The organism is Marinobacter shunpengi (genome assembly GCF_045449715.1).
Classification (GTDB): Bacteria; Pseudomonadota; Gammaproteobacteria; order Pseudomonadales; family Oleiphilaceae; genus Marinobacter.
Genome location: NZ_JBJJLA010000015.1, coordinates 180,696 through 196,740, shown reverse-complemented (window position 1 = coordinate 196,740; position 16,045 = coordinate 180,696). Strand labels below are relative to the sequence as shown.

Annotated in this window: 16 protein-coding genes; 7 read left to right on the top strand and 9 right to left on the bottom strand. The window is 62.9% G+C overall.

Features of this window, described 5'->3' with window-relative positions:
- Position 1 precedes the first annotated feature (1 nt).
- Genes rsxG through metG form a run of 6 tightly spaced genes read right to left on the bottom strand, consistent with a single transcriptional unit; the run spans position 2 to position 6,770 of the window.
- Positions 2–676 carry an electron transport complex subunit RsxG gene (rsxG, locus tag ACJO3T_RS08910; protein ID WP_406964567.1) on the bottom strand — a complete coding sequence of 225 codons (675 nt, stop codon included), beginning with the start codon at positions 674–676 and terminating at the stop codon, positions 2–4.
- A 4-nt stretch (positions 677–680) separates the two neighbouring features.
- The gene (gene rsxD, locus ACJO3T_RS08905; protein WP_406964569.1) at positions 681–1,727 is read right to left on the bottom strand and encodes an electron transport complex subunit RsxD; all 1,047 of its coding nucleotides are present in this window, start codon (positions 1,725–1,727) and stop codon (positions 681–683) included.
- Positions 1,724–3,538, bottom strand: coding sequence for an electron transport complex subunit RsxC (gene rsxC / locus ACJO3T_RS08900; RefSeq protein ID WP_406964571.1), 1,815 nt, complete (start codon positions 3,536–3,538; stop codon positions 1,724–1,726). Before rsxC ends, rsxD begins: the two co-directional genes overlap by 4 nt.
- On the bottom strand, positions 3,538–4,116 hold the full coding sequence (gene rsxB / locus ACJO3T_RS08895; protein ID WP_406964573.1) for an electron transport complex subunit RsxB: 579 nt from the start codon (positions 4,114–4,116) through the stop codon (positions 3,538–3,540). Before rsxB ends, rsxC begins: the two co-directional genes overlap by 1 nt.
- 13 nt (positions 4,117–4,129) lie before the next feature.
- A complete protein-coding gene (gene rsxA / locus ACJO3T_RS08890) occupies positions 4,130–4,711 on the bottom strand; it encodes an electron transport complex subunit RsxA (protein WP_406964574.1) in 582 nt (193 codons plus the stop codon).
- Positions 4,712–4,730: 19 nt separating this feature from the next.
- Positions 4,731–6,770, bottom strand: a complete 2,040-nt coding sequence (gene metG, locus ACJO3T_RS08885) for a methionine--tRNA ligase (protein WP_406964576.1) — start codon at positions 6,768–6,770, stop codon at positions 4,731–4,733.
- Between the two features lie 179 nt (positions 6,771–6,949).
- On the opposite strand from metG, the gene apbC reads away from it, so the two are divergent.
- From apbC to ACJO3T_RS08865, 4 genes are all read left to right on the top strand, one after another.
- Positions 6,950–8,050, top strand: coding sequence for an iron-sulfur cluster carrier protein ApbC (gene apbC / locus ACJO3T_RS08880; protein ID WP_406964578.1), 1,101 nt, complete (start codon positions 6,950–6,952; stop codon positions 8,048–8,050).
- A gap of 106 nt (positions 8,051–8,156) precedes the next feature.
- On the top strand, positions 8,157–8,723 hold the full coding sequence (dcd, locus tag ACJO3T_RS08875; protein WP_328185485.1) for a dCTP deaminase: 567 nt from the start codon (positions 8,157–8,159) through the stop codon (positions 8,721–8,723).
- Between the two features lie 119 nt (positions 8,724–8,842).
- The gene (locus tag ACJO3T_RS08870) at positions 8,843–9,457 is read left to right on the top strand and encodes a YjaG family protein (RefSeq protein ID WP_406964580.1); all 615 of its coding nucleotides are present in this window, start codon (positions 8,843–8,845) and stop codon (positions 9,455–9,457) included.
- 52 nt (positions 9,458–9,509) lie between these two features.
- Positions 9,510–10,775, top strand: coding sequence for a valine--pyruvate transaminase (locus tag ACJO3T_RS08865; protein ID WP_406964582.1), 1,266 nt, complete (start codon positions 9,510–9,512; stop codon positions 10,773–10,775).
- Between the two features lie 19 nt (positions 10,776–10,794).
- Here ACJO3T_RS08865 and ACJO3T_RS08860 read toward each other — a convergent pair whose 3' ends face one another.
- The 3 genes from ACJO3T_RS08860 to purM all read right to left on the bottom strand — a co-directional run bounded on the left by ACJO3T_RS08860 (position 10,795) and on the right by purM (position 13,388).
- Positions 10,795–11,562, bottom strand: a complete 768-nt coding sequence (locus ACJO3T_RS08860; protein ID WP_406964584.1) for a DUF3108 domain-containing protein — start codon at positions 11,560–11,562, stop codon at positions 10,795–10,797.
- 90 nt (positions 11,563–11,652) lie between these two features.
- Positions 11,653–12,318: a phosphoribosylglycinamide formyltransferase gene (purN, locus tag ACJO3T_RS08855; RefSeq protein WP_406964585.1), complete on the bottom strand. Its 666-nt coding sequence runs from the start codon at positions 12,316–12,318 to the stop codon at positions 11,653–11,655.
- A gap of 5 nt (positions 12,319–12,323) precedes the next feature.
- Complete coding sequence (gene purM / locus ACJO3T_RS08850) at positions 12,324–13,388, bottom strand: phosphoribosylformylglycinamidine cyclo-ligase (RefSeq protein WP_406964587.1); 1,065 nt, start codon at positions 13,386–13,388, stop codon at positions 12,324–12,326.
- A gap of 185 nt (positions 13,389–13,573) precedes the next feature.
- Between purM and ACJO3T_RS08845 the strand changes: the two genes are divergently transcribed.
- Genes ACJO3T_RS08845 through hda form a run of 3 tightly spaced genes read left to right on the top strand, consistent with a single transcriptional unit; the run spans position 13,574 to position 16,018 of the window.
- Positions 13,574–14,728, top strand: coding sequence for a DUF8605 domain-containing protein (locus ACJO3T_RS08845; protein ID WP_406978329.1), 1,155 nt, complete (start codon positions 13,574–13,576; stop codon positions 14,726–14,728).
- A gap of 40 nt (positions 14,729–14,768) precedes the next feature.
- On the top strand, positions 14,769–15,326 hold the full coding sequence (locus tag ACJO3T_RS08840) for a CDP-alcohol phosphatidyltransferase family protein (protein WP_406978328.1): 558 nt from the start codon (positions 14,769–14,771) through the stop codon (positions 15,324–15,326).
- Positions 15,323–16,018 (top strand): DnaA regulatory inactivator Hda, encoded by a 696-nt coding sequence (gene hda / locus ACJO3T_RS08835; protein ID WP_406978327.1) that lies wholly within the window; start codon positions 15,323–15,325, stop codon positions 16,016–16,018. Before ACJO3T_RS08840 ends, hda begins: the two co-directional genes overlap by 4 nt.
- Positions 16,019–16,045: the final 27 nt, after the last annotated feature.

The following is a 16,045-nucleotide window of genomic DNA, read 5'->3' as shown; positions in this document are numbered from 1 at the left end:
GTCAGCCGTCCTCCCTGTCCGGTTGTGGCTGGCCATCGGCGGGGGTGTCGGCGCCCATGGCGACAAGGATGGCATCCCGGTGCTCCCGGAAGTACATCAGTGTGTGCTGGACCGCCTTGACCACCGCCCTCGGCGTGATAGTGGCGCCGGTAAACTGGTCGAACACGCCACCGTTCTTCTTGACGTTCCAGTTCCGGGGTTCCGGATTGTCCAGGGAGCGTCCCTCGAAGGACAGCACCCAGTTGGATTTCCTGAGTTCCACACGGTCCCCCAGGCCCGGCGTTTCCCGGTGACTGGTGACCCGCACCCCAAGCACCTCACCCTTAAGGTTGATGCCTACCAGCAGGTGGATATCGCCGGAATAGCCATCCGGGGCCACCGCCGGCAGGATCAGCCCCACCGGTTCGCCGTCCCGTCTGGCCACCCAGCCGTTGAGGGCTCCGTCAATGGCCAGACGGTCTCCCGGCGGCAGGGTGACAGTGTCCTGCAGCAGGTCGTTGTCATGCTCCGACTCCGGAATGATCTCGTAGAGGGCGGCGGCTTCCCCCCTCGCCACCTGCTCCTGTATCCGATCCCTGGTGAGCTGCTGGGTGAGGGCAATGGTCCCACCGGTGATGATGGCGAACAGGCCCAGACCGATAGCGCTGCGACGGATGGATTGCGCGAGAGCTGCCATACCGTTACCCCGTCTTGCCCGGAATGCCCCGGCGCGGCTTGTGATGGCCGTAGGTGCGCGGTGGCGTGTAGTGGTCGATGAAGGGCACCGCGAAGTTCATCAGCAGCACGCTGAAAGCCACGGCATCCGGGTAGTTCCCCCAGGCGCGGATGATGTAGATCAGCATCCCGATACAGGCGCCATAGATGAGCTTGCCCTGGTGGCTGGTGGCGGCGGAGACCGGGTCGGTGGCGATAAAGAACGCGCCCAGCATGGTGCCTCCCGCCAGCAGGTGCATGGACAGTGGGGCATACTGGTCCTCGTTGGCGCCAAAGGCCAGGCTCATCAGCGCCAGGACGGCCAGCAGGCTGACCGGGATATGCCAGGTGATAATGCGCAGCGCCACCAGGGCCAGGCCTCCCAGCAGGAAGGCGCCATTGACCCACTCCCAGCCCCGGGCCACGCCGGCACCAAAGGTGGGGTGTTGCAACACCTCCACGGCGGTATGGGTGGCAATCTTGTGCTTGTACTCATCCAGGGGCGTGGCCATGGTGTAGGCGTCCACCGTGGTCTGTTGCCCGGTGAAGATAATGTTCAGGGTCTCGCCGAACCCGGGGGCGTTGGTCAGCATGCCTGCCTCGGCCCAGTTGGTGGTCATGGCCACCGGGAAGGACACCAGCACCAGAGCGTAACCCACCATGGCGGGGTTGAAAGGGTTGGTGCCCAGGCCACCGTAGAGCTGCTTGGCCAGCACAATGGCGGAGACAACAGCCACCGCCGATACCCACCAGGGGGCAAACTGGGGCAGGGAGAGGCCCAGCAGCAGGCCGGTGACGGCGGCGGTATTGTCTCGCAGGAAGAAGCTCACCGGCTTGCCCCGCAGCATCAGCATGGCGGCTTCCGCCCCCAGGGCCAGCAGCACGCACCAGACCACGTTGATCAGGTTGCCCCAGCCGAAGAACAGGGTCTGGGCCAGCAATCCCGGCAATGTTGCCAGGATAACGATCAGCATCACCTGGGAGGTGGGCCGTGCCCGGCGGGCATGGGGGGAGGACTGCTGCACCAGGCTCATTCGCCGGTCTCCGTTTCCAGTTGCCGGCGGGCGTCGGCCAGGGCGTCTTTGGCCCGCTGCACCCGGTCCACGTTCTTGGCCACCGCCCGTTCCAGTTTTTCCACGTTGTCGGCGCCACCGGCCTTGGCTTCTTCCAGCATGCCCTCCATGGTTTCCAGCTTGCCACGGGCCTGCTCAAGCTGCTTTTCCAGGGCGCCGATATCCGGTTTTTCGGCGGTGGGTTCGGGCGTACCGGATACCGTGGCAGCAGCGGCCGGCGCGGCCTTCTTGCGTGCCAGGGCCTGCTGGACCATGGCGGCCCTGGCGGAGCGTTCGTCGGTGGCGTCGCCCTCGGCTACGGCCTGCTCGGCCTCGGCTTTTTTCTTCTCCTGGGCTTCGGCGGCGGCACGGGCCCGTTCCCTGCGGCGCTGTTCCTTTTCTTCCTGCTCCCGTTCCAGTCGCGCCTGGCGGGCCTCGAACCGTTCCCGGGCGCGGTCGGCCTTGATCTGTTCCGCCTGCTGGGTGCGAATCTCGCCCTTGGCGTAGCGGTAGTACTGCACCAGGGGAATGGAACTGGGGCAGACGTAGGAGCAGGCGCCGCACTCAATGCAGTCGAACAGGTTCAGGTGCTCGGCGCGGTCGAAATCCTGGGCCTTGGCGTGCCAGAACAGTTGCTGGGGCAGCAGGTCCATGGGGCACACCTCGGCGCACATGCCGCAACGGATACAGGGCTGTTCCGGCGGCGGTGCGGGCAACTCGGCCTCAGTGGCGGCGATCACGCAGTTGGTGGTCTTGACCACGGGGACGGTGGTGTCCTCCAGGGTATAACCCATCATGGGGCCGCCGAGGATCAGCCGGTTGATCCGCCCCGGGTCAAGGCCCGCCCCGTCCAGCAGGTGCTGGATCGGGGTACCGATCAGGGCGTCTACATTACCCGGGTCCGAGACGCCGTCACCGGTGATGGTGGTAATGCGGGATATCAGCGGTTCGCCCCGGAATACCGCCCGGTACACGGCAATGGCGGTGCCCACGTTCTGGCACATGACGCCGATATCCGCGGGAATGCCGCCACTGGGCACCTCCATGCCGGTGAGGATCTGGATAAGCTGCTTCTCGCCACCGGAGGGGTACTTGGTGGGAATCACCACCACCTCGGTCTGGGTGCCTTCGGCGGCCTTGCGCACGGCGTTAATGGCTTCGGGCTTGTTGTCCTCGATGGCGATGACCACGCGTTCCGGGCGCAATATCCAGGCCATCACCTTCAGGCCCTGCTGGATCTCGTGGGCCCGTTCCCGCATGGCCATGTCGTCGGCGGTGATATAGGGCTCGCATTCCGCACCGTTGAGGATCAGGGTGCCCACCTTGCGATCCCGGGGCGGGCGCAGCTTGATGTTGGTGGGGAAGCCGGCGCCGCCCATGCCGCTGATACCGGAATCCCGGATTCGCTCCAGCACCGCTTCCCGGTCCATCTGGTGGTAGTCGTCGATGGGGGTGAGTTCGCACCAGGTGTCGTGGCCGTCCGGCTCCAGCACGATGCACCAGTCCGCCATACCGGAGGGGTGGGGCACCGGTAGCCGCTCGATAGCGGCAATGACGCCCGAGGTGGGGGCGTGTACAGGCACACCAATACCGGCGGTGACGTCGGCAATCTTCTGCCCCTTGAGGACCTGGTCACCCGGTTGCACCACCGGCTCCGCCGGTTCGCCGATATGCTGCTGCAGGGGCAGCACGAGCCGTGATGGCAGGCCTGCGGGCCGGATGGGGCTGGCGGTGGATTGGTGCTTGTTCTCCGCCGGGTGAATGCCCCCGGGGAAACTCCACAACTGCGTCATCAGGCGCTCACTCCCTGGCGATCAGTGGCGATGATTGCCGGTTTGGGTGGTTGCCAGGTCCAGGTCCGGATGTCCTCGTCCACGGTGACCATGTCGATACAGTCCACGGGGCAGGGTTCCACGCACAGGTCGCAGCCGGTGCATTCACTCTCGATCACCGTGTGCATGTGTTTGGCGGCCCCCAGGATGGCGTCCACCGGACAGGCCTGGATACACTTGGTGCAGCCGATGCATTCGTCCTCGCGGATGACCGCCACCCGCTTTTCCTGCTCCACGCCATGCTCCGCATCCAGTGGCTGGGGTTCCACGTCCAGCAGGTCCGCCAGGGCCTTGATGGTGGCTTCGCCGCCGGGGGGGCACTTGTTGATGTCGTCACCGTCGGCAATGGATTCGGCGTAGGGTCGGCAGCCCGGGAAACCACACTGGCCGCACTGGGTCTGGGGCAGCAGGGCGTCGATCTGCTCGACGATGGGGTTGCCCTCCACCCGGAAGCGTTCGGCGGCGTAGCCCAGCAAAGCGCCGAAGACCACGGCCAGGGCCAGCAATACCGCAACGGCTATCAGGATACCGGTCCACATGACATTGACTCCGTCAGACGCTCACCAGGCCGGTAAAGCCCAGGAAAGCCAGGGACATGAGCCCGGCGGTGACCATGCCGATGGCGGCGCCCCGAAAGGCCACCGGCACATCGGCCACGGCGATCCGCTCTCGCATGGCGGCGAACAGCACCAGGACCAGGGAGAATCCGGCGGCGGCGCCAAAACCGTAGAGCACGGACTCGACAAAGTTGTTCTGCCGGTTGATGTTGAGCAGCGCCACGCCCAGCACCGCGCAGTTGGTGGTGATCAGCGGCAGGAAGATACCCAGCACCCGGTACAGCAGGGGGCTGGTCTTGCGCACCACCATCTCGGTGAACTGCACCACTACTGCGATCACCAGGATAAAGGTGATGGTGCGCAGGAACATCAGGTCCAGCGGGGCCAGCAGGTAGGTGTAGGCCAGGTAGCTGCACACCGAGGCCAGGGTCAGCACGAAGGTGGTGGCCAGGGACATGCCCATGGCGGTCTCCAGCTTCCCGGACACCCCCATGAAGGGGCACAGCCCCAGGAACTGTACCAGCACGAAGTTGTTCACCAGTATGGTGCTGACCAGGATCAGCAGGTATTCGCTCATCCGCCCGGTGCTCCGATGGTTACATGACCCGCATGCCGGGGGTAGCGCCGGAATCGGGTGACAGAATGAAAATGTCCTTGCCTCCCGGCCCCGCCGCCAGGACCATGCCTTCCGACAGGCCGAACTTCATCTTGCGGGGCTTGAGGTTGGCTACCATGACCGTCATCCGGCCTTCCAGTTCCTCCGGCTGGTAGGCGGATTTGATGCCGGCGAACACGTTACGCTCGCCATGGCCGATATCCAGGGTCAGGCGCAGCAGCTTGTCGGCGCCTTCCACATGCTCGGCCTTGACGATTTTCGCCACCCTCAGGTCCACCTTGGCGAAATCCGGGAACTCGATCTCGTCCGCCACCGGCTCCAGGTTGCTGTCGGTGGCCTGTTTGTCGGGCTGACCGGTGGCGGCGGCCAGTTCCTCTTTGGAAGCCTCGATCATTTTCTCGATCTGCGCCATATCCACCCGATTCATCAGCGGCTTGAACTTGTCGATGGGGTGATCTTCCAGCAGGTCGCCCCGGTTGTTCCAGTCCAGCCGGGCGTTGAGGAAGCTCTCGGCGCCATCGGCGGTCTTCGGCAGGACCGGTGCCAGATAGGTCATCAGCAGGCGGAACATGTTGATGGCGTTGGTGCAGATGGCCTGCAGATTGTCGTCCTGCCCCTCCTGCTTGGCAATCACCCAGGGCTGCTCGTCGTTGACGTACTGGTTGGCAATGTCCGCCAGTTCCATGATACGACGCATGGCGCGGCCGAATTCCCGGGCCTCGTAGAAATCGGCGATTTCCTCGCCAGCCTGGATGAAGGTGTCCAGTTTCGCGCCCTCGGTGATCCTGCCCAGGCGGCCATCAAAGCGCTTGGTGATGAAGCCGGCACTGCGGCTGGCGATATTCACCACCTTGCCCACCAGGTCCGAGTTCACCCGCGCCGCGAAGTCCTCCAGGTTCAGGTCCATATCGTCGACGCCGGAGGTCAGCTTGGCGGCGAAATAGTAGCGCAGGTACTCCGGATTCAGGTGGTCCAGGTAGGTGCGGGCCATGATGAAGGTGCCCCGGGATTTGGACATCTTCTTGCCGTTAACGGTCACGAAGCCGTGGGCCCAGACCGCGGTGGGCGTGCGCAGACCGGCGTCGTGAAGCATGGCGGGCCAGAACAGGGCGTGGAAGTTGATGATGTCCTTGCCGATGAAGTGGTAGACCTCGGCTTCGGAGTCCGCCTTCCAGAAGTGTTCGAAATCGATATCTTCACGGTTGCACAGGTTCTTGAAACTGGCCAGGTAGCCGATGGGGGCGTCCAGCCAGACATAGAAGAACTTGCCCGGGGCATCCGGGATCTCGAAGCCGAAGTAAGGCTTGTCACGGCTGATGTCCCATTCCTGCAGGCCGGCGTCCAGCCATTCGGCCAGCTTGTTGGCCACCTGTTCCTGCAGGGTGCCGCTGCGGGTCCACTTGCGCAGGAAATCCTCGAAGTCCGGCAGCTTGAAGAAATAGTGCTCGGACTGCTTCTCCACCGGGGTGGCGCCGGAGACGGCAGAGCGCGGGTTTATCAGTTCCGCCGGCGTGTAGGTGGCGCCACAGGCTTCGCAGTTATCGCCATACTGGTCATCGGTCTTGCACTTGGGGCAGGTGCCCTTGATGAACCGGTCCGCCAGGAACATTTCCTTCTCCGGATCGAAGAACTGGGTGATCTGGCGGGTGGCGATATGGTCGTTTTCCTTGAGTTTGTGGTAGATGTACTCGGAAAACTGACGGTTCTCGTCCGAATGGGTGGAGTAATAGTTGTCGAAGCGGATGTTGAAACCCGAAAAATCCTCCTGATGCTCCTCCCGGATACGGTCGATCAGCTGTTCGGGGCTGATGCCCTCACGCTCGGCCCGCAGCATGATGGCGGTGCCGTGGGCATCGTCGGCGCAAACGTAGTAGCAGTTGTGGCCACGCATCTTCTGGTAGCGCACCCAGATATCGGTCTGAATGTATTCCAGCAGGTGACCCAGGTGGATCGGCCCGTTGGCATAGGGCAGGGCACTGGTAACCAGGATATCGCGCTGTTTGGCACTCGCTTGCGTCATGGTGATGTCCGAACCTTGGTGATCTTTGTGAGAAAGCCGCCGGAAGCCCCTGGGGCGTCTCCGGAAAGCTCCGTATGGTCAGAAACGGGCACAAATGATACCTTCCATGCCATTACTTTTCATCTTCCCGGGCACGGTTTTCCCCGTTGTGCCCGGAACCCTGATCCACGGAGCACACCATGGCCGAGATTTCCCGCACAGCCCTCGAGGCCGCGGTTCGTGAATACCGCGACCCGTACCTGGACAAGGACCTCTACGAACTCGACGCCGTCAGGGCCCTGGAGGTGGAGGACTCGGGTCAGGTCACGCTCAGGGTGCAGTTGCCCTATGCCAGCGAAGGCATTGCCGGCGGTTTGCGGCAGATCGTCACCAACAGCCTGGAAAACGTGACCGGGGTCACCGGTGCCGAGGTGCAGGTCAGCCAGAAGATCCATGCCCACAAGGCCCAGCGGGACTTGGAATCCATCGGCGGCGTGAAGAACATTATTGCTGTGGCCTCCGGCAAGGGCGGTGTTGGCAAGTCCACCACGGCGGTCAACCTGGCCCTGGCCCTGGCGGCGGAGGGCGCCGCCGTGGGCATTCTGGATGCGGATATCTACGGCCCCAGTGTGGGCATGATGATGGGCATTCCGGAAGGTCGCCGCCCGAAAACCGAGGGCAACAAGTATTTCCTGCCGGTGGAGGCCCATGGCGTCCAGACCATGTCCATGGCGTTCCTGGTGACCGACAAGACTCCCATGGTCTGGCGTGGGCCCATGGTCAGCGGGGCCGTACAGCAACTGCTGACCCAGACCCTGTGGAAGGAACTGGACTACCTGGTGGTGGACATGCCGCCGGGCACCGGTGATATCCAACTGACCCTGGCCCAGAAGGTGCCGGTAACCGGCGCCGTGGTGGTGACCACGCCCCAGGATATTGCTTTGCTGGACTGCAAAAAGGGTATCGAGATGTTCCGTAAGGTGGATATCCCGGTGCTGGGCGTGGTGGAGAACATGAGCATCCACATCTGCAGCAACTGCGGTCATGAGGAGCCCCTGTTCGGTGAAGGTGGTGGCGAGCGGGTTGCCAACGATTACCAGACGGAACTGCTGGGCCAGTTACCCCTGCACCTGACCATCCGCGAGCAGACCGACGGCGGTAATCCGAGTGTGGTGGCGGAGCCGGATTCGGAAGTGTCCCGCCGTTACCGGGACATTGCCCGTCGACTGTCAGCCAACCTGTCGACCCGTGCCCGGAACCAGAGCGGCCCCATTCCCAGTATCTCCATCAGCGACGATTGAGGCGGGGAGGACTTTTTGCCGCCGGGCATTCATACGGGTAAACTATGCCGCCCCGTTTACAGGGCTGACCACGTACCAGCGCAGCGACAGGAAAGAGACCGCATCAATGAGCATCAAAGCCGACAAGTGGATTCGCCGCATGGCGGAAGAAGAGGGTATGATCGAGCCCTTCGAGCCTGGCCAGGTACGGGAAACCTCCCGCGGACGGGTGATCTCCTACGGTACTTCCAGCTATGGCTACGACGTACGCTGCAGCAATGAATTCAAGATCTTCACCAATGTGCACTCCGCCACGGTGGACCCGAAGAATTTCGACGACAACAGCTTCGTCAACTACACCGGTGATGTGTGTGTTATCCCGCCCAACTCCTTCGCACTGGCGCGTACGGTGGAGTACTTCCGCATTCCCCGCCGGGTGCTCACCATCTGCCTGGGCAAGTCCACCTACGCCCGTTGCGGTATCATCGTCAACGTGACACCGCTGGAGCCGGAGTGGGAAGGACAGGTGACCCTGGAATTCTCCAACACCACCAACCTGCCGGCGAAGATCTACGCCAATGAGGGTGTCGCCCAGATGCTGTTCTTCGAGTCCGACGAGGAGTGCGAGACCAGCTATAAGGACCGGGGCGGCAAGTATCTGGGGCAGACTGGCGTTACCCTGCCCAAGACCTGACCGGGACACTGGTCCGGCCATGGCGGGTCTCTGGAGGCCCGCTTTTTCGTTGTGGAGCGGCGTGATTCGCCGTTTCCCGGGGTCATGGTCTTAAATGATAGTAGTAACGGGAGCCATACGTGAACGCAAACCAGTTTCTGAAGGCGGTGGAGCAGCTCCAGGGCTGGCGCCAGACGGCGTTCCTGCTGGCCCTGGCGGAGCGGGCCTTCCCTAACTATGCGCTGTTCAGCGAGGCCATCGGGACCAAGGCCGGGGGCAAAATGCGTCAATTGCTGGATGCCGGCTGGGATCTATTCGACAACAAGGCCGCCGAGAACCTGATTCCCCAGTTACTGGCCAAGCTGGAGAGCCTGAGCCCCGAGGTGGAAGCCTACGACGCTTATGGCGTCTACCCGGCCTTCGATTTCTGCCGGTTGCTTGAAGAGGCGCTGCTGAGCCGGCTGAACCCGTCGAAACACCGGGCCACCGAGGCCTCCCAGGTGGCCACCGGCACGGTGATGAACTTTATCACCTTCTCGGAAGGGGAAGACCTGGACGAGAGTGAGCTGGTGCGTCTGCTGGATGATCACCCGCTGATGAAGGAAGACAAGATGTTCCAGCGGGACCTGATCCTCAGTCTGAAACGTCAGCGGGTGCCGAAGGAACGCTATATTGAGGAACTGAAGGAACTGGCGGCCAATGAGGGCGTCAGTAACCTCGGTATTACCCTGGCGGATGACGAGCCGGAGCGCTGAGGCCTCAGGTAAACCGGGATACTAGCCCCCTGAAGAACCAAGTGATGTTGTGATGAAACTCTCTGCTTTTGGTCGCAAGTTTACCGCCGACTCGGGTATCACCTCCCTGATGGACGATCTGGGCAATGCCCTGGCGTCCGGTGACGACATGATCATGATGGGCGGTGGCAACCCGGGCCAGGTGCCGGAGATACAGCAGCGTTTGACAGACATCCTCTCGAACATGACTCGGGATCCGGAGGCCATGAAGCGCCTGGTGGGCATCTACGATCCGCCCCAGGGGGAAAAGCGGTTTATCGCCTCGCTGGTGGAGCTGCTGAACCGGGAGTACGGTTGGGGTCTGACGGAAGACAACATCGCCCTGACCAACGGCAGCCAGGCGGCCTTCTTCATGCTGTTCAACATGTTTGGCGGCGACTTTGGCGACGGTGACCACAGGCATATCCTGCTGCCCCTGGCACCGGAATACATCGGCTATGCCGATGCCGGTATCGCCCCGGAGCTGTTCCGGGCCGTGGAGCCGGAGATCAGCTTTACCGGCGCTCATGAGTTCAAGTACCGGGTGGATTTCGACGCCGTGGAGGTCACTGCGGAGACCGGCGCCATCTGCGTCTCCCGGCCCACCAACCCCACCGGCAACGTGGTCACCGACGAGGAGCTGGAGCGCCTGGAAGTTCTGGCCCGCAGCCACGACATACCATTGATCGTGGACGGTGCCTATGGAACGCCATTCCCGAACCTGCTGTATGTGGAGGCGCAGCCGCGCTGGAACGAGCAGGTGATCCTTTGCCTGAGCCTGTCCAAGCTGGGGCTGCCGGCGGCCCGTACCGGGATCGTGATCGCGGCGCCCGGGATCATCAAGGCCCTGTCCGGGATCAATGCCATCATGAACCTCGCCACGGGCAGTTTTGGTGCCATGCTGGCGGAGCCGTTGGTGAGCAGTGGTGAGATCCTGTCACTGAGTCGTGAGGTGGTGTGTCCGTTCTATCACGCCAAGATGGAGCGGGCGGTGCGGGCGTTCACCGAGGCCATGGGGGATGACTGCCGCTGGTATGTGCACAAGCCCGAGGGGGCCATGTTCCTCTGGTTCTGGTTCCCGGACCTTCCGGTATCCAGCCTTGAGCTGTACCAGCGGCTCAAGGCCCGTGGTGTGCTGGTGGTGTCGGGCCACTATTTCTTCCCCGGCCTGCCGGAGAACGACTGGCGTCACCGGCACGAATGCATCCGGGTGACCTATTCCCAGGATGATGAACAGGTGGCCGAAGGACTGCGGCGGATCGCGGATGAGGTAAAGTCAATCTGGTCGGAGCTGGGGTAATCACCTGCCGTGGCCGCTGCTAGGGTGCGGCGAGATCGGCGTCTTTCAGGTTCACTTCATAGCGGCTGCCGTCCGGTTCCACCTGCACCAGCCTCACCAGGAGGTAGTCCAGTTCCGGGGCGAACCACATCAGGGTCGATCGCTTGCTGTCCGCGTCACGGACCTTCTCGACCTTGACGGTTCTCTGTTCCCCGAAGGGCGTGTCCTGGGTTTCCTCCCCGATAACGGCAAACCGGTCCTCGTCAAAATCGCCGTCGTCGGCCACGGCGTAGGTGACGTCCTTTTTGCCCGCTTTCAGGTCCTGCTGCAACTGTAGCTGGAATCCCAGGGGGTCGAGGGCGCCCTCCATCAGGGGCATGTTGAAACTCTCGCCCTCATAGCTGCCGCTGACCGTATTGGCGGTGTGGTTGAAGTTCAGGGCCCGGCTGCGGTTCCGTATCATCAGTCCCTTCAGGGCATAGCGATACTTCAAGGGCTGGATGTGGCCGTTTTTCCAGTTGAAGGTCACCGATTCGGTAATATCGGCGATGAAGGAATTTACATCGAAACGGTAGAGCCAGCTACCGTCCGGCTGCTGTTCCAGGGTGCGGGTGGCAGAGCCGTTAATGGATAGCCCCTTGTCCATGGTGGCGCCATAGGTGGCGGAGATGGGTGTCAGGGCAGGGAGGTGGTCGGAGGCTTCCGGAGGCTCATCCATTGCCAGGATCGGGGCGCTTGCGACAAGCAGTAACACCAGGGCAATGGTGGTACGAACAACCGGGCGGGATTGACGATGGTGTCCTGTCACAGGGTGCTCCCTCATACAGCGTGAACTACCCCAGTGTAGCGGGCGCGCCGGGGCCTGCGAGTGACGATTTTGTTATACGCGGCGCGCCCGTCAGCCGGCTGATAGTGTCAGCACCTGATCCAGCGGTTCCCCGTCAAACCGGATCTGGTCATTGCCGGCCAGTTGCAGGCGGCCCTCGCAGAACCAGCGGATGACGATGGGGTAGAGTATATGCTCCCGGGCCTGTACCCGTTCAGCCAGGGTTTCGGCGGTATCGTCCGGCTCCACGGGGAGTTCGGCCCGGGCGATGACCGGCCCGCCATCCAGGTCCTCGGTGACGAAGTGGATGGACACGCCATGCACCTGGTCACCGGCGTCGATGGCCCGTTGGTGGGTGTTAAGGCCACGGTACTTGGGCAGCAGCGAGGGGTGCACGTTGAGCATGCGTCCCTGGAACGCCCGTACCAGCTCGGGCGTCAGGATGCGCATGAAGCCTGCCAGCACCACCAGGTCCGGCTGGCGACGCTCCATCTCAAGGCGCAGGGCGGCATCAAACGCTTCACGGGAATCGTAATGGGTGTGGTCGACGGTAAAGGTTTCAATGCCTGCCTGGGCCGCCCGCTCCAGGGCAAACGCCTGGGGGCGGTTGCTGCCCACCGCCACGATGTCCCCCGGGAAGTCACGTTCCCGTGAGGCGTCGATCAGGGCCTGGAGATTGGTGCCGCTGCCCGACGCCAGTACCAGGATACGAGGTCTGTCCACGGGATCTGCCTGCATACCGCTCATCCCCGGACCAGTCCCGGCGCGTAGCGCACCTGGGCGGGCTGGGATAGGTCGTCCTGGCTTTCAATGGTGCCGATCTGCCAGGCGTTTTCGCCCAGGGCGGTCAGGGTATCCAGGGCCAGGGCCTTCTGCTCCTCCGGTACGCAGACGATCATGCCCACGCCGCAGTTGAAGGTGCGGTACATCTCGGTATCTTCCACGCCGCCCTGGTCCTGCAGCCACTGGAACACCGCAGGCAACTGCCAGCTTTCGGTATCGATGGCGGCAGTGGTGCCGTCGGGCAGCACCCGGGGGATGTTCTCCGGAAGCCCGCCGCCGGTGATATGGGACATGGCACGAACATCAACGGTTTTAATCAGTTGCAGAAGATTCTTGACGTAGATTCTGGTCGGGGCCATCAGGCTTGAGGCCAGGGTGCCGTCGGCCATGGGCTGTTCCAGGTCGGCCTCTGTAACTTCCAGGATTTTGCGGATCAGGGAGTAGCCGTTGGAGTGAGGGCCCGATGACGCCAGGGCGATCAGGGCATCCCCCGGCTGTACCCGGGTGCCGTCGATGACGCCGTCACGTTCCACCACGCCCACGCAAAAGCCCGCCAGGTCGTAGTCATCACCTTCGTACATGCCGGGCATCTCTGCGGTTTCGCCGCCCACCAGGGCGCAGCCAGCCAGTTCACATCCCTTGCCGATACCCTCCACCACAGTGGCGGCCACGTCCACGTTCAGTTTGCCGGTGGCGTAGTAGTCGAGGAAGAACAGGGGTTCGGCGCCCCCCACCACCAGATCATTGACGCACATGGCTACCAGGTCGATGCCAATGGTGTCGTGGTTCTGGAGTTGCATTGCCAGGCGCAGTTTCGTGCCGACGCCATCCGTTCCCGACACCAGCACCGGTTCACGGTACCCCGTGGGCAGGGAGACCATGGCGCCAAAACCGCCGAGCCCTCCGAGCACTTCCGGACGACGGGTACGCTTTGCGGTGTCCTTGATACGGTCCACCAGTTCGTTGCCGGCATCAATGTCCACGCCGGCATCACGGTAGGTGAGGGAGGGCTTCTGTTCGCTCATGTCTGGGTCAGCCATGTTGGTCGGTGATGTGAGCGCGGGATTTTACCAGTTGCGGTAATGGGCTCCAACTATGATTGGCGGGATGTCCGCACTTTCCCGGACCCGCTCCCCGGGCGTGGTTGCTACTCAGGGTCTGGGCCATCGTGTATCCTATGCCCCCGTGTACCAGTAACGCAGGGTGAATCATGGCAGTCGAGCATCAAAAGTACCGTCAGCTCCGGGGAATCGTCGTCCTGATGACCCTGCTGTGGTTACTGGTATCAGCCACCTTCGCCCATGGCGTGGTGGTTGACGGGCTTTACCAGGCCGAGGTGCCTGTCTCCGGTGAGGAGGATGCCCAGCTCCAGGAGGGCTACCGGGCCGGCCTGGAGCAGGTGCTGGTGCGTGTCTCCGGTGACCGGAACGTCATGGATCGTGAGGGTGTGGCGTCGCGGATGGAGAACATTGAACCGCTGGTGGAAAGCTGGCAGGTGGAGCCGGGATCGTCCGGTGAGGACCAGTTGCAGATGGTGTTTTCGGCCCAGGGGGTAAATCGTCTGCTGGCGGATGCCGGTGCCAGGGTATGGGGCGCGAATCGTCCGAAAACCCTGGCCTGGATCGCGGTGCAGGACGGGGGCGACCGGGGGCTGCTGGTGGAGACTGGTGACCGGTCCGGACAGGGGTGGTCGGCCCTGATCCATGACAACGCGGAGCAGCGGGGCCTGCCCCTGGTACTGCCGCCGGCGGACCGCGCATCCGATCGCAGCCTGCTGTCGGAGGTCTGGGGGCAGTTTATGGGACAGATTTCCCGGGCGTCTTCCGGTATCGAGCATGACCTGCTGGCCGTGGTGCGTGTCCGGCAAAGCGATGGTCGCTGGCAGGCCAGTTGGCTATACCAGGGCCGGGGCATCGAACAGTCCCGCTCGGTGTCCGCCGATAGCCCCGAAGCCCTGGCCAGCGCCATGGTGGATGCCTGGGCAGGTGAACTGGCGTCGCGGTTTGCGGTGGCCGGTGATCGTATCGAGACTGATCCCTATGTCAATCTGGTTGTCGAGGGTATTGGTTCGCCGTCGGACTATGCCGCCATCAAGCAGGCACTTTCCCGCCTCAATCCGGTGGAATCCGTGGGCGCCACCAGCGTGTCCCGTGATCGTATCGTATTCCGGGTGGAGCATGCTGGCGGGGTGGCTCAGCTCCAGCAGAATATTGCCCTGGATGACCGCTTCCGGGCACTGACCGGTGGCGGTGATGACGACGGCGGCGGCGAGTCCGGAAGAACCGACTCCGGGGCAATCGGGCAGATGCTGTTCTACCGCTGGCAGGACAATGTGGTCGCTCCGTCGGAGGCGGAAGACCAATAACCGGTTTCAGGACCAAGGACCTGACGTTGCTAAGGACCCGATGTTGCTAAAGTGGCGATGGATACCCAACGGGCTGACCTTTTTCCGGATACTGCTGGTGATTCCGTTCGTCTGGACGCTGGCAAGCGATCAATATCGTCCTGCCCTGGCACTGTTTGTCCTGGCGGCGGTCACCGACGGACTGGACGGCTTCCTGGCCAGGGTCTGCGACTGGAAGACACGGTTGGGGGCCATCGCCGACCCCCTGGCCGACAAGTTTCTGATGATCACCGCCTTTCTGGTGTTGAGTGTTACCGACGTGCTGCCCCTGTGGCTGTTCGGGCTGGTGCTGGGGCGGGACCTGGTGATTGTCGGGGGTGGTTTGCTGTTCCATCGCCTGGTCGGCCCATTTGATATACAGCCGAGCCTGTTCGGCAAACTTAATACCCTGGTGCAGATCCTGGCCGTGCTGGCGGTGATGATGGCGGAGGCCGGTTTCAGCATGCCTGCCACTACCCATAAGTTGGCCATAGCGTCAGTGGCCTTCATGGCCGTGGTGAGTGGGGCCCATTATGTTGGTCTGTGGGGAATACGGGCCGTTCGGGGGGAGTCATCATGAGCGGTGCGCAACTGACCCTGGGAGTACTGCTGCGGGATGCTGCCCGCTGGGCCAACTTCCATGGCGAGCGCAACGCCACGGCGGTGTCGCTGATCCGGGGGGCCTGTGGCAGTGACGGGCATCCTCTGGTGGTGATCTGTGGCGACGAGGACACCGGCAAGAGTCACCTGTTGCAGGCGGCCTGCCACGATTACGAACAGTCTGGCCGCAGTGCGGTGTGTTTCAGTCTGGCGGAGCTGGAAGAGCTGGGCCCCCAGGCGCTGTCCGGGGTCGAAGCCATGGACCTGATCGCCCTGGATGATGTGCACCTGGTGATTGGTCAGCCGGACTGGGAGGAAGCCCTGTTTCACCTGTACAACCGGGCCCGGGACCTGGGGCACCAGGTTATGATCACCCTGGATAATACCCCATCGTCCCAGACCTTTGTGCTGGCGGATCTGCGCTCACGCTTTCAGGAGGGGCTGCTGGTGCAGTTGGGCACCTATCGTGACGACGACCGGATCACCATATTGCAGGCCCGTGCTGAACAGCGGGGGCTGGTGCTGAGTGATGAGGTGGCCGGATTCATCATGCGCCGCTCGTCCCGCCGACTGGGGGCGCTCCTGTCTGTCCTGGATCAGCTCGATGAGAACTCGCTGCGGGCCCAGAGGCGGCTGACCATTCCCTTCGTGAAGTCTGTCATGGGGTGGTAAGATAGCGGGTTTTCACCCGAGGCGGAC